This window comes from Paenibacillus sp. RS8 (genome assembly GCF_041956825.1).
GTDB lineage: Bacteria > Bacillota > Bacilli > Paenibacillales > Paenibacillaceae > Paenibacillus_AQ.
In genome coordinates this window covers 1,264,167-1,282,988 of the sequence record NZ_CP168131.1, presented here as the reverse complement: position 1 = coordinate 1,282,988, position 18,822 = coordinate 1,264,167, and the positions used below count along the sequence as shown (strand labels likewise).

Genomic DNA, 18,822 nt, shown 5'->3' with positions numbered 1-18,822 from the left:
GTTTCTTTTTAAAGTAGAGGTTTTCTGAGTAGAATATACGGGAACAGGAGGGGCAGACATGAAGATATCGAAATCACTCGCAGGACAAATCGCACAGGAAATGATGAGTGTAGTTCCTTATAACATTAATGTTATGGATGAGAACGGCTTTATTGTAGGGAGTGGAGATCTAAAACGGGTCGGGACCCTACATGAGGGAGCGAGAATAGCCATTCAAAGTGGGCATGTCTTTGAAGTATACGAAGATGGCAGTGGTATGAAGCCGGGGGTGAATGAACCCATTATTATAGATCATAAAGTTTTGGGTGTCGTGGGCATTACGGGACATCCGGATGAGGTTAGACCGTTTAGCAAGCTGGTCAGAGTTACTACTATATTACTTATAGAACAGGAAGCAAGGAATAAGCAGGAGCAGGATGACAGAGTAAGGCGTGTGAAATTTTATCATGAATTATCTTATCGTAAAGAGGCGTATGATCTTGAGTTTCTAGAGCGGGCGAGTAGCTATGGACTAGATCTCAAGAAGAAATGCTGGGCAATCCTAGTGGATGGAGACGTAAACGGGAAAGAGTTCAGAAATGTTTCTAGATCCTATCCGCATTACTGGAATTTGGAGAATGATAAGGCTGTGTTTTTTATCACGGATGGGTTTCTCTACAAAGAGCTGATAGGAAAACTTAGTGTGTGCGGTGATGTAAGACGCATTGGCTCTGGTGAGGCAGAAGAGCTAGCTGCTTATTCCCTTGAACAAGCACAGGCGGCCATTAATATTGGCAGTAGAGTCGATCCATTTAAGAAGCTCTACAACTATGCGGAACTCAAGTTTCTAATACACTTATCTTATGATGGGGATGAGCGGACCGGGACGATTTATGCTCCTCTAGATCAGTCGGGAGATAAGACGGGTCTGATTGAAACACTGCAAGTATTTATTGCGGAGAATGGAGATCATAATCGAACAGTCCAGAAGTTGAATATTCACCGAAATACACTGAATTACCGACTTAACCGCATTCATACATTGACGGGTAAAAATCCGCGCAACTATATAGATCTGTTCGAACTAGTGTGTGGATTGATGTGGCGTAAGTAATCCCTATTCTAATTGCCAACCTCTTTTTATAGGCATAAAATTAGTTTGGAACGTATAGATAAATTAGGACAGGGATGGAATAAGAATGAATGAGAAAGTTGTAATGAATGATAAAATTGTCATGCCATTATGGACGATGTGCCTCTTTATTGTAGTGATGAATACAACGATGTTTAATGTATCGCTTCCAACCATTATTAAGGATCTCCAAATTTCTGCTGATCTAGGCTCATGGGTCATTTCTAGCTACTCGATTGGATATGCATTATCGACAGTTATTTATAGCCGGTTATCCGACTTGGTGCCGATTCGTAAGCTCTTGACCATTGGTTTAATTACGCTTGAACTGGCATCCGTGTTTGGATTGTTCGCACATGACTTTAAGTTACTATTAATCACGAGAATCGTGCAATCTGCGGGTGCCGGATCCATGGCTGGATTGGGTCTTGTACTCGCTAGCCGCTACGTTCCGATTGAAAGACGGGGTGCTGCAATTGCGATGATCTCGGCGGGTAGTGCAATGGCCTTTGGTTTGGGTCCTATTGTCGGAGGCGTCATCAGCCAGTACTTTGGCTGGAATGGATTGTTCGGCATTACTTGTCTTGTGCTTATCGTGCTGCCGGTACTGCTGCGGTTATTGCCTAAGGAGCAGCCACAGCCTGCTAGCTTTGACATCCTGGGAGCGGCGCTGACCGTTGTAAATGCGGCAAGTCTGCTGGTAGCCGTAACTACCCAGTCGCTTGTATGGCTAGCGGTGGGTGTAGTGTCTATTATCGTGCATGCCTTACATCTAAAGAAGGCCAAGGAATCGTTCATTAATCCGCAGCTGCTTACCATGCCAGGTTACTTGAAACTGGTTGCCGTAGGCTTTTGTATTCTGGTATTGAACTTAGGAAACTTGTTTCTGATGCCGCTTGCGCTCGCTAATCTGTTCGATAAGTCAGCGTTGATGATTGGTTTGTTTATCGCACCGGGCGCGTTAGTATCTGCATTTCTGACCCGTTATGTGGGACGGTTTATTGATCGATACGGTAATATACGCTTCCTAGTGATCGGACATTGTATACTTGCAGCCGTTATGGCTGTGTTTGCTCTGAATCTTTCTGTATCACCTGTAGTGCTACTGCTAGGTTATCTATGCTTCTCTCCCGCTTTCTCAGCTACGATGGCATCCTTAAACAATGAAGCTTCTATCGTTCTTCCGAGGACTTGGATCGGTTCGGGCATGGGGCTTTTACAACTGGTTCAATTCTTCGGAGGCTCTGTATCTGTTGCAGTCTGCGGGATTTTGCTGCATGCTCAGCGTGATATCTCCCCAGCAAAAGCATATCAGCATGTATACGGCGTGTTGCTCCTCGTTAGCTTGTGCTCGTTAGGAATTCTTCTTTTATATAGACGTTCTAATGCCAAGAGCAAAGCTGGGCAGTCTACACACGCTTAGAACTGAAACGAAAAGGTAATAAAGACGTATCAGATGCTATAGCAGAACTTAGGAAGGAATGGTAATAATGGACAATGGGATGAATGTTATCTTATTTGAAAAAATGCCGGAAGGCGGGCTGCGAGTCATTGAGGAACGCACGTGGAGCATGAATATGATCGCAGCGCTAGAGCATGTCAATTATATTGTGGTGGGCAGTGTTGAATATGAAACGGTTGAAGGACGGCTGAATGTCGATGAAGGCAAGCTGGAGCTTCTGCTTGTTCCGATGCACACTGAATGATTGAGATAAAGGAAGGAGAACCTTGCGATGTCTAAAGATGAAAAGGATAAGGAACTTGCTGTATCCAAACTATTCACCTCTGATGGTAAGCCCATTCGAGTATTATCTACTTCGCTAGGCATAGCGTTGTTAGCGAATGCTATGTTTATTCCTGGCGGCGCAGGGGCTAGCGCAAATACTTCTGGAGATGAACCACAGCTAGTGTCTTGGTCTACCGAAGAGGTTAAAGCCTATTTTGACAAAAATGTGGATTGGAATATTCCATATCCAGAAGGTGAACAAGAGGTAGAACAGGAAGGTCAGGGTGTTGTTACCAATAATGGAACGACGGTAGTGAATAACTATGGCGGTTATCATTCAGGTTTTGGTTGGGATGATTTACTGTTGTATCACATGTTGTTTAATAGTGGTGGCAACTACTCTTCCAGAGGGTGGTCTAAGGACCGTCCAACTTATTATGGTGGAACGAGAACAACTTATAAGCCGCCTACCTATAGTAGTGAGAAGTTCCAGAATAAGAAGGTTCCCGGATCTGTTGTGAAGCCCAAAACATCGACTTCCTCAACAGGTTCCATTACGAGAAGAGGTTCTTCTTCAAAGAATGGAATCGGTGGCACTTCCAGCGGATTAAATTCATCGAAGAACTCTAAATCTAGCTCAGGCTCGAAGTCCTCTTCGAGATCAGGCTCAAGCAAGAGTGGTTTTGGCGGATGAGTGAGCAGCAGAGTGTATTTGAAATTCTAGATCAGTCTGAGCTTGAAAGAGGCCCGCGGGTCAAAGCGTTGTATGAGCTTGGGTTCACTTGGGCGGATCTTGAGGATGAAGAGTATTGGTTAGATGCAGTTGCTGTAATGCGCAGGGACACTTATAAGGAGCTTGAAGAAGCCTCGTCAAAACTCTGGATCATCCTCGATAAGGCCGTTCGCTATGTACATCTAAAGCGCGATTTATATGAACTGCTGGGGATTCCCCCTGTACTTTGGGAGATGCTTGATGGATGTCCTATGCCAGAAGAAGGCTTTATTAGTCGGTATGCCAGATTCGACTTTGCCATAGCCCATGATGGGACGATTAAGCTACTTGAATTAAATGCGGATACCCCGACAGGTTATGTGGAAGCCTCGATAGCTACACCATGGATTTGTGAGCAAGCTGGTGTGCAGAGTCCAAATCAAGGGATGAAGGAACAAGTTGCGGCAGCTTGGAAGGTAGAACGTCCGGATACTGCAGCATGTGTGGCTTATGGATCTCATCTCGAAGATTCAGGTACGATTGAAGCATTAGTAAAGCACAGTGGTCTCGATATTCGGTGTGTGGATTGCCTTGATTTGTGGGTCGACAACGGAATTCTCAAGGATGGGGAGGACCGTGTGATTGAGCGGATGTTCGCCCTATATCCTAAGGAGTGGATGGCTGTTGATGAAGGCGGGGATGCCCTCGCTTATGCGGTAGAGCAAGGGAATCTTCAACTCTTTAACGGCCCTCACAGTATATTGCTCCAGTCCAAGGGGCTGGTTGCAGCGGTGTGGGGTATGTATGAGCTGGGCCTGCTATTCGATAAGGAAGAGCGAGAGACGATCTCGCGCTATATTTTGCCTACTTATAATAAGCCTGTATTCTCTGGAAACTTTGTGTCCAAATCTGTTTTTGGCCGTGAAGGAGGTTCGGTGCGCATGTTTGATGATAGCGGTGCGCTAGAGCTTGAAGATGAAGACGGTTATGACAGTAGTCAGCTTTTCCCTACTGTGTATCAAAAAAGAGCCGATTTAGCACAGATAACGACTTCAGAGGGTGAATTTCATCTGCTGACAGGCATGTTCGTGATTAACGGGAAGCCTTGTGGTATGCTCGGCCGAGCGGGTGGATTGATTACAGGCAATGCCAGTCATTTTATTGCGTTGGGAGTGAGATAATTGGATAAGAGCAAGAAAACCCGAATCGGAGTCTTATGTATGATGCTTTTGACGGTACTGCTGCTTAGCGCATGTTCCAGTAATCAGGGCAGTGTATTTGATTCAGGAACAGCTGAAACTTCAGATAGTGTAGCAAGGGTACCGTGGGACTACCGGGTGGTAGAGAGTACCGTAGGGGATTTAATTGGGAGTGACATGACGGTTTTGCCGGATAATGAACTGCTACCGAATGACGGGAATTATGCTACTGGCGATAAAATTTGGACTCTTCAGTTCATGGATGCCGAGCTAATTACGGACGCTGACCAGAAGAACGAAGTTCGCCTGTCTTCATGGAGCACGATTAAGTCTTATGCAGATGAAAAAACGGCAGCAGAGGATCTTACCAATCTAAAAGTATCGGTAACGACTGATGTTGATCTTGTAGGGGTATACAAGACTAAATATAAGGATAAGACAAGGAACTTTGCGGTGCTTGAACTCCCTTCAGGTAATCGGATTAAGCAGCCGATTGATGATGAACGTTATACAGCATTAGAGAAACAGAAAACCGCTTCCGTAGTCCTTGAGGAAGTACATGATTTTGCCGATTATGATTCGGCGTATGCGAAATTTCGGGGGTGGGCAAAGTGACGATGGTGGTTAATTTGGTTGTGAGTGTGTTTGTGATTATTCTTTTGCAAGTGTTAGGCATGGTGATCTTTGGTTTGATGACTCCGTTTAAAGATATGGAGGAGCTGAAGAAAGGCAATGTGGCTGTAGCCTTGGCTTTAGGCGGCAAGTTTCTGGCAACGGCTATTATTATTGGCGTAGCGGCGTATACGAATACCTCCATTCTGCACATGATCATTTGGTTTGCGGTAGGTTATGTGTGCTTGATAGCGGCTTATTGGATCTTTGAATTGGCAACCCCAACCTTTAAGATTTCAGAGCATCTGGAGAAAGGGAATGTGGCTGTAGGCACTATGCTTTGCTTGGTGTTTATTGGGACTGCATTTGCGGTCAGCAGTTTAATTGTTTAGTTCGAACTTGAAATAGGCTAAGGACAAAGGTTGCCCCGATCCATCCGTCGAGTGGCAGCCTATATTTCTCTCATAAACGCTTACTGTTCTTAAAGGACACCGAAGGCGTGTTAGCTTGATGTGAAGAAGGGGTGGGCAGATGCATTTGTTTCTGAGAATTTCCACCAAGATGATGCGGTTACGTAAACGGACGATAGGGTTAATCATTCTGATCTTTATAATTCTTAGTGCGTCGATTGCTTACCTGATCGAGCCGGGTACGTTTCACAGTTGGTTTAATGCATTTTATTGGGTCATGACAACGATGGCGACCGTAGGGTATGGGGATTATTTTGCAGAGACCGTAGTTGGAAAGCTATTTACCATGTTTCTATATATCTTTGGTATCGGCCTCCTCAGCTTGGTTATTGGTAAGGTCATTGACTCCATTGCGGAGGTGCAGAGAAGGAGAGGAGCGGGAACGTTGAGCTTTCGTGGAAAGGATCATGTGATTCTAATTAATTGGAGTAAGAAAGCACAAGCTGCCGTAGAGGAGATTCTATGCTATTCGCCAAAATGCCATATTGTCATCATTGATGAGACAGGAAGTCATCCTCTGGAGCATATGGATCAAGTTCACTTTATAAGCGGCGATGCCTCCAGTGATGAGATTCTTCTTAAGGCTAACATCCATGAAGCAAGAGCAGCCATTGTGTTCGGGGACACAAGGATTGATGAAGCATCGCTGATCGACGGCAAATCTTTGTTAATTGCCTCTAGTATTGAGCGAATTGCGCCACAAGTACATACGACTGTAGAAATAATGCAAGAGAAGAATATACAGAATTTCAGGCATGTCAAGGTAAACGAGTTCGTGCTTTCACATGATGCCATCTCTAGACTGGCTGTTCGTTCTGCGCTCCAAGAGGGCAACTCTGAGGTGATAACGCAGCTGCTGAGCCGTAAATATGGTGATGATATTTATGAGATTCCATTGAATAATTCATGGAAGACTTATGGGGACGCGTTTCAGAACCTGCTCTTGCAAGGTGCAACCTTATTAGCGGATCGTAGCGACCTAAGTATTAATCGAAAGCTGGATCAGGCTATTCCTAAGGATGCTAGATTGTATGTTGTTTCCGATGAAGAGACGTATCGTAGGATTAAGGGTTAGACCAGAAATAAACGGATTAGGCGGATTTTCGGAAGCTGAGGCTTCGCGGGATTCCGCCTTTTTTGATAAAATGTGACTTATTTCACTGTTAAAATTGTTTTCTGTTCAGATTTTGTTCAGATCCACTCCTTATTATGGTTTATTATGTCCTAAGAACTATACTAGGGAGGATAAATACAGAATGGATGGAAAAATATTTAAGAAAATAGTTGGTATTTTGTTGTCTGTAGTGCTGTTGGCAGGCCCAATGCTACAGACTTTCGGCATAGTACAAGCTGCCGATGCATCATCTGGTAAAACTTATTTTACGGACACCGATAATTGGGGTGGGGGTCCGTTAGGTACGGAAGCAGCCGATGGTGACATGGACGTGGATATTAAGAATCAGAACAAAACAACCGCGGATAACTATAGTAAGTATCCGATTGAGTTTAAGATCAAGGCAGTTGCTAAGCTTCCGACGCAGAGCGCTAATATGCTGATTCGTGCTTACGATGTGGATGAGATCGCATCACTAACAAAAGCGGGTTCAAATGGTGAATGGGATAGAGTATATTTCTCCAAAAATCCTGCTGATATTGCACTTGTAAACCCTTATACAGCTTGGCAAACTTCTGGTAAATGGAAAACATCCGTCGCCGCTTCCGGTGTAGGTACCGGTGGACAGGGTTATCTGAAAGAACTTACTCGAAGCGCCTACTTGGGAACGCTTTCTGGGCAAAATGAGCAATGGAATACAACAGTTTTACCCTTCAAGAAAGAGGATCTTGGAAGAATTGCTCTAGGCGACAACTATGTGGGCTTGTCGATTCATCATTATTTTAATGATAAAGAGAGCCGGGATTCAGTGGTCCCTAATACCAACTGGACCATGAAGGTGGATTGGGCCCAGCTAGTTATTGATGGTGGTGAACGGCAGACCGGAGAGATCGATAATGTAGGGATTAAGGTGGAGAATGGAAAGATCACTCTGGATACCAGCTTTATTCCTAAGCTACCGGGTAAAGATTATTCCATGGAAGTAAGCGTTGTTGAGAAGAGAGAGTTTGACGGCGAGTTAATCGATAAGAATGTAGGGCTCGATAAAAAGCTGTTTGAAGAGCCAACTGCTGGACAAGAGCAGACTTGGAAAACTGAATTTACGGACAGTACGTTTAGTCCGTCTAAAGAATACACGGTAAATGTGATTCTGTTTGATGACCGTGGAGGCGGAACTAGCGGAGAAAAATATACAAATCCGGGCGAGGCTCAGCATATTTATACTTTTTCAACCTTCGATCCGGTGGCGAAGGATATTACCAAGGCAGGGTTGCAATATGAGCCAACAGCCTTTAATGCCAATGAATTTTCCGGCAAATACTATCAAATTAATGGTAATGCCTATGGTTCTAAACTGCAGAAGGTAAAGATCGTTACATTGCCGGATGCTGAAAAAGGCCAATTAGTATTAAATGAAACGGCAGTAAAAGCCGGTGATGAAATTTCGGTGAATGATCTTGGGCAATTAACCTTTGTTCCAGTGACTACCGGTTTTACTGGGAATATTGATTTTAAATGGAATGGGTATGATGGCTCGAAATACGGGGCGGTGGATGCTGTAGTTACGCTTACAGCAACGGCAGCACCAACAGTGGGTCATATTGAGAAGTCGAGTCAGAAAGGAAATATTGTTCCTTTTATTGCTAAAGACTTCACGGATAAATTCGTAAACAGCAAGAACGATCCGCTTACTAAGGTCAAGATCATTACGGTTCCAGCGGAAGGTCAAGGTAAGCTTGTTTACCGTGTAGGTAATGGACCTGAACAGACGGTGACTCCGGTAGTTGAGATCAGCGCGGCAGATCTGGCCAGTCTGTCCTTTATTCCGACAGCGGAGACCACGGGTACAGTGGCTTTCCAATGGAATGGCACAGATGGCAAGCAATACGCGAAGGAAAGTAAGAATGTTACAATTACCATCAATGCGCCACCAGTAGTTGCAGATATTCATAAGACAGGTGCTCATGGAGCTGCTATTCCTTTTACAACAGATGATTTCGCAAATGTCTATAAGGATGATAATAGCAATCTGAGCACGGTAAGGATCACTCTTCCAGCAGACTTTGCTGCTAATGGGCAGCTGTATTATAACAATACGGTGACAGAAGCAGTCTATCTTGAGCCAGGTATTCCAGCAGTTCTGAGTAAAGCTGATCTTGGCAGTCTTACCTTTGTTCCAGATACTAAACTGGCAGAAGGTACAGAAGTGAAATTCAAGTGGGAAGGGTATGATGGTCAGGTATACTCTGAGAATCTTGCCGAGGTCATCATTACTTATAATGGACTGCCGGTGGCTAATGCACTGAGCGTAGAAGGAAACGAGGGTGTACCTTCCCTTACTGTTGTACTGAAGGGGACTGACCGCGAAACGGTTACAGGTCTTACGTACGGCATTGCTACACCTCCACTGAAGGGAATATTAACACCTGCTGATCCAGGCAATCCGGCAGGGGATACATGGATTTACACGCCAAACTCTGATTTTATTTCGGGTAAAGACAGCTTCACTTATGTTGTGACCGATGCTGACGGACAAACAAGTCCTGTTGAAGCAACCGTGAAGATTGAACTTCATAAAGCACTGAATGGATGGGTTGGTAATAAGAAACAAGGTGATCCAACTATCGTAAAAGCGATACCGGGTCAACCGCTTAAACTGTCGGCAGTGAGCTCGCTTGCGGCTGAGAAGGTAACGGCGAATGTTGCTGATACTTCCGTGAATTTGACTTTAGCTAATCCGCTTACTTACGAGACTGACGGATTTAAGCAATGGGAATACACCACGTTTGTATTGCCTTTGAATACCACAGCGAATAGCTATGCAGTTTCATTTAGCGCTTGGGGTGCAGGTGATGCTCCGTTAGCTGGTGAAGCGGCGGATAAGCTGATAGACAACAACTATCAGGTGGTTCAAACGGAGTTGATACTGAGTGCAAATCCAGAACGCATTTTGGGTGACGGTAAGGCTACAACAGAGTTGACTGCCGTCCTCAAAGACAGTAATGGAAACCCAATCAAGGGGATTGAAGTGGTCTTTACTGCAGCTGTTGGCGGATTTGTAGGTAATGATCGCGCAGTAACCGATGACAACGGTATTGCGAAGGTAACTTATCATTCTGCACAAATCACAGGGGTTAGCGAGCAGAATATACCTGTTCAAGCTAATGTGAACAATGCCGAGCATGGTCTATTAGCTAAGAGTGAGATTACTATTACATTCTTGCCAGCTTCGATTCAGGGCTTTATTACAACGGGGGGATCTAACACTCCTGTAGCAAGTGCTCAAGTACGAGCTACCCTTGATTTGAACGGTGATGGCAAAATTGAGCCTGGTGTGGACTTCATTGAGAATATCGTGACCGATGAGAAGGGTGCGTATTATCTAGTCGTGCCTAAAGGCGATGCCAAATATGAGCTGGAGATTACACAAACGGTTGACGTGGGCGGTGTACCTACGGCAGTTACGTATAAACAGTATGCAAAAGTGGGACAAGTAACGGGTTCAGGAGACGAGAACTTCGAATCGGAGAAGACGCTGACAGGTCTGGTGCTCTTCAAACAGACGAACGGTCAATCTTCCTTGCTGAACTCCGAATGGCTTGGACATGCTAGTGTATTTTTAAAACAGCAAGATGGTAGCTATGTATCGGAGAATGGTAAACCTAAGGCTTTCCCACTACAGGCGCAGGGCGTATTTAATGCAGAGGGCCTTGCTGTAGGTCAGTATGAGCTTGAAGTGCGCTATGAACTGGAATCTGGAAAATCTATTGTAGTCAGCCGTAATACAGTAGCTGTAACTGCCGCTGGTGAATTGAATATTTCACAGTCTCTGGTTGATCCTTATGGTACGATCACTGACGCTGTAACAGGTCATGTCATTGAGGGTGCAAAAGTGATGCTGCATTACGCGGATACTCCACGGAATGCTAGTAAAGGTTTGACTCCGAATGGGGAGGTTACATTGCCTGTGATTGCAGGATTTGCACCGAATGATAATGCGAGTCCGAAGCAGTTGAGCGATAGTAATGGTTTCTATGCTTACATGGTCTATCCAGATACGGATTATTACTTAATGGTGACGAATGAGGGATATATTAATTATAAGAGTCCTGTTCTTTCTGTGGGTACAGATATTGTGCGGCATGATGTACAGCTTCAGCCAGTGCCTAACACTTCTGGTGCTACTCCATCGACTTCGACTGATCTGGCCGTAAAAGTAGCACTTACTCTCTCTGTAGAGAAGAACACAGTGAAGGAGAATGAGCAGTCACCGATTACAGTAGTTTACAAGAACGATTCGTCCGCTGTATCGGCAACAGGTGAGGTGAAGATTACTCTTCCTGATGGGGTAGTTGTTGTAGATGCTGCTGGCGGAACGGTTACGGGTAACGTAATCGTATGGAAAGTAACGAACGTAGGTGTGGGCAAGGGCGGTAGCTTTACTCCTGTTGTAAAGTGGCCATTGATCGATGCTGCAGAGGTCGCCTTAACGGTACCGGGAGAGTTTACCTCCGGGCAATCCTCTGCTAAGGCATTGGTGAAGGTAAATATATACTCCGATCGTTTTGGAGAACTGAAGCATTACCGTTATATTTTAGGATACCCGGATAAGGAGTTTAAGCTAAATGGCTCTCTAACACGGGCAGAACTGGCTGCAATTGTGGCTAGACTAACGGAGAATGAGACTATTACTTATGCTCTTCCTTACAGCGATATCCGTGCGGGGCATTGGGCAACCAATTATATCCGCATTGCTGTGAAGAACGGGTATTTCACAGGAGATCCGAGCGGGTTGTTCCGTCCGGACGCACCTGTAACCAGAGGAGAGTTAGCTTCGGTTATGGCTCGTTTCCTGAAACTTGAGACAGGCACACCGGCGGTGACACATTTCACGGATACTTCTGGTCATTGGTCAGGCAATGCGATTGAAGCATTGTATAACGGAAAGTTTCTAACGGGTTATCCGGATGGAACCTTCAAGCCGAAGAATGCAATCACTCGTGTCGAAGCGGTAACCCTGATTAATCGTATGCTGTATCGCGGACCGTTGAAAGGTTTGGCACCGCTATTCCCGGATGTTGCAGAAGACCATTGGGGCTTCGGTGATGTACAGGAAGCTACGTTCTCTCATGAAGCGGTTCGTAATGGAGATGGAAGCGAGAAATGGCTTAGATCTCTTAGCGACGATGTGAAATAAGAAGTACAAAAATAGGAAATAAGCTGATTCACTGAGACAAGGTCGTGTTTAGTGCCAAGTGGGTGCTAGATACGACCTTTTTTTGTTTGCCAATCTTTCCTTAAGGGTAAGAGATACATGACAATATTTACTTTACCTTCGGAAGGAGCCATTGTTAATGAGTGAACATCAAAAAGTGAACGGAAACAGCAAGAATGAGCAACTGGAACAGTTTCGCAGTAAGGATGAAGGTCACACCTTAACAACGAACCAGGGTTTAAAAGTATCAGAGGACGAGTTCTCCTTAAAGGCGGGTGATCGGGGCCCAACCTTACTGGAAGACTTTCATTTCCGGGAAAAAATGACGCATTTCGATCATGAACGAATCCCTGAGAGAATTGTGCATGCACGTGGATTTGCTGCTCATGGTGAGTTTGAAGTATATAAATCACTGAAAGAATATACGAAGGCGAAATTCCTTCAAGATCCTTCCGTGAAGACACCGGTGTTTGTCCGATTCTCGACGGTAGCCGGATCACGGGGATCAGCTGAGACAGTGCGGGATGCCCGCGGATTCTCTACCAAATTCTATACTGAGGAAGGGAATTACGATTTAGTAGGAAATAATATGCCCGTCTTTTTTATCCAGGATGCAATCAAATTCCCAGATTTAGTACATGCGCTTAAGCCTGAGCCACACAATGAAATGCCTCAGGCGGCATCGGCTCACGATACCTTTTGGGATTTCATAGCTAATAACCAAGAATCGGCCCATATGGCAATGTGGCTGATGTCGGACCGTGCTATTCCACGTAGCTTCAGAATGATGGAAGGGTTTGGGGTGCATACTTTCAGGTTGATTAATGAGCAAGGAAAAGCCCATTTTGTTAAATTTCACTGGAAACCGGTGCTCGGTGTACACTCTTTGGTGTGGGACGAAGCTCAGAAAATATCAGGTGTGGACCCTGACTTTCATCGCCGTGATTTATGGGAATCGATTGAAGCTGGCAACTTTCCGGAATACGAGTTGGGCATTCAGCTTCTAAGTGAAGAAGATGAATTTAAGTTTGATTTTGACGTGCTGGATCCTACAAAGCTATGGCCAGAGGAAGATGTACCTGTACAGATTGTTGGGAAAATGACCTTGAACCGCAACGTGGATAATGTCTTCGCCGAAACGGAGCAGGTAGCTTTCCACCCTGGACATGTGGTGCCAGGCATCGATTTCACCAATGATCCACTGCTTCAGGGCAGATTGTTCTCTTATACGGATACTCAGCTGATTCGGCTTGGCGGTCCGAACTTCCATGAGCTGCCGATCAATAGACCGGTATGTCCTTTCCACAACAATCAGCGTGACGGGTATGGACGGCAGACGATTAATCAGGGTTCAGTGAGCTATCATAATAATTCGCTTGCTAACAATACGCCTGCACCTGCAACAGAGGCTGAAGGTGGTTATGTACATTATCAGGAGAAGGTTGAGGGCCGTAAGGTGCGTAGCCGGAGCAAAAGCTTTGAAGACCATTTTTCACAAGCTAAGCTGTTCTGGAACAGCATGAGTGCTCCAGAAAAAACGCATATTATTGAAGCCTATTCATTCGAGCTCGGGAAGGTAAAGAGTAAGTCTGTCCGGCAGCAGGTTGTAGATATGCTCGCGAACGTTACGTTAGAGCTTGCTGTGCCTGTAGCAGAAGCTATTGGGGCGACGCCTCCGATAACAGGCGGTTCCGAGGTGGCTCAAATCTCCCCGGCACTAAGTCAGGCAAATACGAAGAAGCACCCAAACACACGTAAAATAGGTGTGATTATAGGCGGCAGATTTGATGAAGACTTGGTGATGCCTGTTCTGGATACGCTTATGAGAGCCGGGATCCAGCCGGAGATAATCAGTGATAAGCTTGGATTTATTAAAGGCTCGAAGGGGACAGAGCTTGAAGTCATTCATACCTTATCCACGACAGATTCGGTGCTCTTTGATGCAATTTATGCAGCTGGTGGAAATTCGGAACATAAGAAATTCCATAAAGATACAGCGCAATTCCTGAACCAAGCCTATTCTCACTTTAAGCCCATCGCGGTGACTACTGAAAATGCTAAACTACTTGAAACGGCCCAGCATAGAAGCAGTCCGGGTGTAATCATTGGAGATGGCGGAGAGGTTTTCGCTGCCAGCCTTGTCGCGGCAATTACTGCCCATCGTTTTTGGGAACGTATGAATGAATAAATAACTGATACAGAGGGGATATCCCGCTCGCCAAAGGCGTAAGGATATCTCTTTTTTTGTCCAAGGATAGATACATAACGCTCACAGTTTGATTTAACATTTTGTTGTATATTACCGTTATAGATAATACTAGACAGTAAGCAGTATAGGAGAATATTAAGAGGAGGTGATCACTTGAGGAAAGTAATCATTGCTGCACTAGCGATATTTGCAGGCGTTATCGGGTTAACGGCATGCGAAAAAACGGCAGCACCAAATCCGACTAATAGTGTTCATAACAATTCTCCAGCTCCAGCAGATTCAGACAATGATACTACGGTAACCCAGACCCAGGAAGTAGCTAACTTAGAGCAGTTCATTACCTCGAAGCTCACAGGCGAGTACGGTGTATATACTAATATTATTGAAACAGATCAGTCGGCGGAAGTGGCGAGTGGACACGAGGTTCTAAGTGAATCGGCATCTCTCCAGATGCTGGCAGCTGTGCGTAGCGGCCAACAAGAGAGATTTGCGGAACAATGGCAACTAGCTAAGCAAACCTTTGATATGAACAGCGGTTTCAGCTACCGTTACAGTCCCAAACAGCAGAAGCTATACCCCTTGAATGCTGCCGTAGATGATTTGCGCATAATTCGAGCTCTTTATGAGGCGGGCGAAAAGTTTAGTGATACGCAATATACAGCTGAAGCGGATAAATATGGCGAAAGATTTTACGATTATAATGTAAAAAATGAGAAGCTTTATGATTTCTACGATATGGAATATTCTTCAACAAACACATTCGTCACTTTGTGTTATATTAATTTGGGCACTTTGCGAAAATTGTCGATTCCTAGCCAATTTAGCAAGAAGCTGACGAATGATATGAACGTAATATTGGAAAACGGATATTTATCGGATGAATTCCCCTTTTATGAGACACGGTTTAATTATGAGACCGGAAAATATAGTTCAGAAAACATCAATACAGTAGAGTCGCTTTTATCCATTCTAGCCTTAACAGAGGTAGAACAGGAGAAATCCACCAGCATTGATTTTATCAAGCAACAGGTCGAAGCTGGAACGTTGTATGGGCAATATTCGAGAGAAGGTAAGCCGCTGAATGATATCCGTTCTACAGCCATTTATGCCATAACAGCTATGATTGGCGCAGAAATCGGCGATGAATCGCTCTACCATAAAAGTATTGAAAGAATGAACGAGTTCAGAGTAACAGATGTGGGTAGCCCATTATACGGAGGATTCGGCGATGTGGCTAGCGGCCAAGCCTACTCTTTTGACAACTTGATGGCACTATTGGCCTATGTCTATTAACTTAAACCTAATGTATTGAAGGTGAACCTGCATGATGGACAACACGGTGAAAACACCTCTAAGGCGAAGCATAACACTTGCTAATTTTTCGGTTTCTCCTGCATTTCTTGCTGCATTTGGAGTGCTGCTTATTACCGTCATCGCGTTGTTCACAGCTCCGTATGTCGGAATGGCGGATAACGGTGACTTTTTCCGTAGCATTTATAGTAATGGACTCTATTTCAATCTGCCGGATTATGATAGTCAGTACTTTGGTTATTTTGTGAAGCAATACGGGATCTTTCAATATTTTAATGAGAATGGTGCAATGTTATTTTCCTCTCAGTCCTTATTTATCAAGCTGGCTATAGGACTTAACAAGTTGTTCTTCAGTAGTGAGGTATTCGACATCCGCTTTCAAGCGGCGATTTATACGATTCTATATGTAATCGCAATTTACTTATTAATAGAGGCTATTACATGGAAGATGTCCCGAAAACAGGGATTCATCATTGCAGGTATTGCTATTTTTATATTCGGAGATACCGGTTATACGGCTTATTTTAACTCCTTTTACGGCGAAAGCGTTGTGATGATCACGATGATCTTCATGTTCGCTTCATGGCTGATGTTATATCAAAAAAGATTCAATGACTACGCGATGCTGGCCTTATTCGTAATTAGTACGTTGATCCTGACTACTTCTAAGCAGCAGAATGCTCCAGTGGGTATGATCATTGCTCTACTGGGCTGTTCACTTCTCTGGATTCGCAGAGATAAGATCTTCCGCATCCTTACGATGGCGTCTCTTGCTCTGATGCTGTTCGCAGGTGTGTTCACGTATTTGAATATTTCAAACGAGTTCGTAAACATTAACCAATTCCATGCTATGACCCGAGGGGTGCTGAAGGAATCACCAGATCCAGAGGCTGCTTTAAAAGCGTTAGGGATGGATGAGCAATACGCCATTCTGAAGAACAGCATTCATTATGAGAAGTACGTGACCATAGACGTAAATTCATCACTTCTCGAAGAGAATTTCTACAGTCGGTATGGATTTGTATCCATTCTTAAATATTATTTAACGAATCCGGACCAGCTTAACTCGATTCTTAATGTGGCCGCTCAAAGTGCATTCTCAATCAAACCAGCAGCCATGGGGAACTACGAGCAATCCGTCGGAAAGGAATTTCGGGCACAGAGCCACTTTTTCACCGGATATAGTCAACTGAAATTAACGCTGGCCCCGCGAACATTTGGATTTATTTTCCTGTGGATGATGCTTGTTATCGGTCTCTATATGCCTTCCTTTGTAAAAGCGATCAAGTCCCGTGATTTCAGAGGTATGCAGCGATTGGTATTGATAGTCGCTTCTATTGGCATTGGGCTTTCAGGTATTTTTGTATCGATTATCGGGGCAGGCGATGCCGATATTTCCAAGCATGAGTTCTTATTTACATTATCCTTTGATTTAGTCACTTTTCTGACCCTTTCCAGTGTGATTGGGCGCAGAGTTTCTAAAAACAGCAATCAGGTTAAGCAGGTTAGCAAGAACATCCCTTCTAGCCCGTATACAAAGCCTCAAAAGGATGTGAGTGTGTGAGCATCAGAGGAGTCTTAAACGGTATATTGCTACTGACGTTGACCCTTACAGCCCTGCTGGTTCCCGTTACACCTGTTCAATCTGCTGCTATGCCACAGCAGGTTCTACTGCTCTATGACAGCCTGGCTAAGGGTACAACGAAGGAAGGTAACGTGACTGAACTTCAGCGACTGCTGGCGTCCTATTCTATCAGGGTAACACTTAAGGGTCTGGATCAATATGAACAAGGGATGCTGGATCATTACTCCAAAGTGATCATGGTCCGTAACGCAGCGGATATTTTGATTACTAATAAATTTTATGTAGAGGATTGGGAGCATTATCAGGGACAGTATTTACATATCGGATACAGCCCTCCAGCCTCGCTGAAAAAGAAGCTACAGTTAACCACTGATGTGATATATGACGGGAATGCGGATCTCCAGATCGGGCAGTTTTCGGAAATTCCAATTCAGGTACAGGATATGCTCTATATTGCCGGGAGTCAGGGGACAGAGTCACTCGGAAAGCTATCCTTCCAGGAAGATGGCCTGCAAGCACCCTATGCTGTGAGTAAAGGGGATGACGCGTATGTTCCGTATTTTGAACAAGGGAATGTCAGTGCGTTGGCAATGGCGTATGTTCTGAAAGACTGGCTTCATATCACGTCAACGCCTAAAGTGTATTTTGCGATCAAGGAAATCTATCCCTTCTCTGATCTGGAACTGCTGACAGAGACTGCGGAGCGGCTGTATCAAGTGGGGATTCCTTTTCTCGCAAGTATACGACCCGTGTTCAGCAATACCGATTATCCGGCCATGCAGCGTTATTTGGTAGCTATCAAAAGAGTGCAATCGAATAATGGCAGCATTCTGGTCAATGCCCCTGTTGCGATGCATTCAACGAGTACTAGTAATATGGATCATTCACTTCAAGCGAAGATGAACGCGTTCATTAATCTGCTGGTGCACAACAAAATTGGGCCGCTTGGAATCGGAGCACAGATGCACTGGGCGTATGACAAGGAATACTCGGAGGCGGGGATGGGGTTTTTCGATTCCGTGATACTGTATCCGGATGAAAATGTTGACTATATGGAGCAGAGCGACACCTCTAAGTCCTTTCCATCCTCTTTGTATAGTGTGTCGGTTGATTTTTTGCAGGGTCTGCAGACATCCAATAATGTTGTGCCAGAACTGCCGATGGATACGGTAATCACTGTAGATATGCCTAAGGATAAGGAAGAGCTTGAGGAACTGCTGAAGACGTTGGAACAATACTGGGTTTCTTTTGCAGATTATAAGCAAGAGAGGCATCAGGTTGTTACTGACGTCAATACGATCACTTCATCAGAAGGGACGATATCTATTAATGGACAGCCCTTAAGTCTAAACTATACGCCAGAAACGGTGGATAGCGATTATCGATATACAGAAGAGCAGAAGAAGAGCTTTACTACGCTTTTTAATATACAGAATCAATTCTTTATAGTTGCCATAATGATCTCTCTGCTGCTATTTGGCGGATTAATGATCATCGGATACCGAATGTATAGGAAAAAGTATTTGAAATGAGACAACTAATCGTGATTTGGAGGATC

Annotated in this window: 13 protein-coding genes; all 13 read left to right on the top strand. The window is 44.6% G+C overall.

Translation table 11 applies throughout. The features are described from left to right. Positions 1-58 precede the first annotated feature (58 nt). The 13 genes from ACDZ28_RS06980 to ACDZ28_RS06920 all read left to right on the top strand — a co-directional run bounded on the left by ACDZ28_RS06980 (position 59) and on the right by ACDZ28_RS06920 (position 18,796). Positions 59-1,093 (top strand): sugar diacid recognition domain-containing protein, encoded by a 1,035-nt coding sequence (locus ACDZ28_RS06980; protein ID WP_042131543.1) that lies wholly within the window; start codon positions 59-61, stop codon positions 1,091-1,093. Between the two features lie 85 nt (positions 1,094-1,178). Further along, positions 1,179-2,534, top strand: coding sequence for an MFS transporter (locus tag ACDZ28_RS06975; RefSeq protein WP_375104301.1), 1,356 nt, complete (start codon positions 1,179-1,181; stop codon positions 2,532-2,534). Positions 2,535-2,601: 67 nt separating this feature from the next. Further along, the gene (locus ACDZ28_RS06970) at positions 2,602-2,817 is read left to right on the top strand and encodes a hypothetical protein (RefSeq protein WP_042131542.1); all 216 of its coding nucleotides are present in this window, start codon (positions 2,602-2,604) and stop codon (positions 2,815-2,817) included. A gap of 27 nt (positions 2,818-2,844) precedes the next feature. Continuing rightward, a complete protein-coding gene (locus ACDZ28_RS06965) occupies positions 2,845-3,531 on the top strand; it encodes a hypothetical protein (protein ID WP_042131541.1) in 687 nt (228 codons plus the stop codon). Then, positions 3,528-4,730 carry a glutathionylspermidine synthase family protein gene (locus tag ACDZ28_RS06960; RefSeq protein ID WP_375104300.1) on the top strand — a complete coding sequence of 401 codons (1,203 nt, stop codon included), beginning with the start codon at positions 3,528-3,530 and terminating at the stop codon, positions 4,728-4,730. The genes ACDZ28_RS06965 and ACDZ28_RS06960 overlap by 4 nt, the downstream gene beginning before the upstream one ends. 39 nt (positions 4,731-4,769) lie before the next feature. After that, positions 4,770-5,363, top strand: a complete 594-nt coding sequence (locus ACDZ28_RS06955) for a hypothetical protein (RefSeq protein ID WP_197069824.1) — start codon at positions 4,770-4,772, stop codon at positions 5,361-5,363. After that, on the top strand, positions 5,360-5,752 hold the full coding sequence (locus ACDZ28_RS06950; RefSeq protein ID WP_042131538.1) for a DUF350 domain-containing protein: 393 nt from the start codon (positions 5,360-5,362) through the stop codon (positions 5,750-5,752). The genes ACDZ28_RS06955 and ACDZ28_RS06950 overlap by 4 nt, the downstream gene beginning before the upstream one ends. A gap of 169 nt (positions 5,753-5,921) precedes the next feature. Further along, complete coding sequence (locus tag ACDZ28_RS06945; protein ID WP_375104299.1) at positions 5,922-6,905, top strand: potassium channel family protein; 984 nt, start codon at positions 5,922-5,924, stop codon at positions 6,903-6,905. A gap of 181 nt (positions 6,906-7,086) precedes the next feature. Next, the gene (locus ACDZ28_RS06940; RefSeq protein ID WP_375104298.1) at positions 7,087-12,141 is read left to right on the top strand and encodes an S-layer homology domain-containing protein; all 5,055 of its coding nucleotides are present in this window, start codon (positions 7,087-7,089) and stop codon (positions 12,139-12,141) included. 157 nt (positions 12,142-12,298) lie between these two features. Continuing rightward, on the top strand, positions 12,299-14,347 hold the full coding sequence (locus ACDZ28_RS06935; protein ID WP_042131536.1) for a catalase: 2,049 nt from the start codon (positions 12,299-12,301) through the stop codon (positions 14,345-14,347). 174 nt (positions 14,348-14,521) lie between these two features. Further along, positions 14,522-15,661, top strand: a complete 1,140-nt coding sequence (locus tag ACDZ28_RS06930) for a glycosyl hydrolase family 8 (RefSeq protein ID WP_076120175.1) — start codon at positions 14,522-14,524, stop codon at positions 15,659-15,661. A 31-nt stretch (positions 15,662-15,692) separates the two neighbouring features. Next, positions 15,693-17,243, top strand: a complete 1,551-nt coding sequence (locus ACDZ28_RS06925) for a hypothetical protein (RefSeq protein ID WP_375104297.1) — start codon at positions 15,693-15,695, stop codon at positions 17,241-17,243. Beyond that, positions 17,240-18,796 (top strand): hypothetical protein, encoded by a 1,557-nt coding sequence (locus ACDZ28_RS06920; RefSeq protein ID WP_375104296.1) that lies wholly within the window; start codon positions 17,240-17,242, stop codon positions 18,794-18,796. Before ACDZ28_RS06925 ends, ACDZ28_RS06920 begins: the two co-directional genes overlap by 4 nt. The last annotated feature ends 26 nt before the right edge of the window (positions 18,797-18,822 follow it).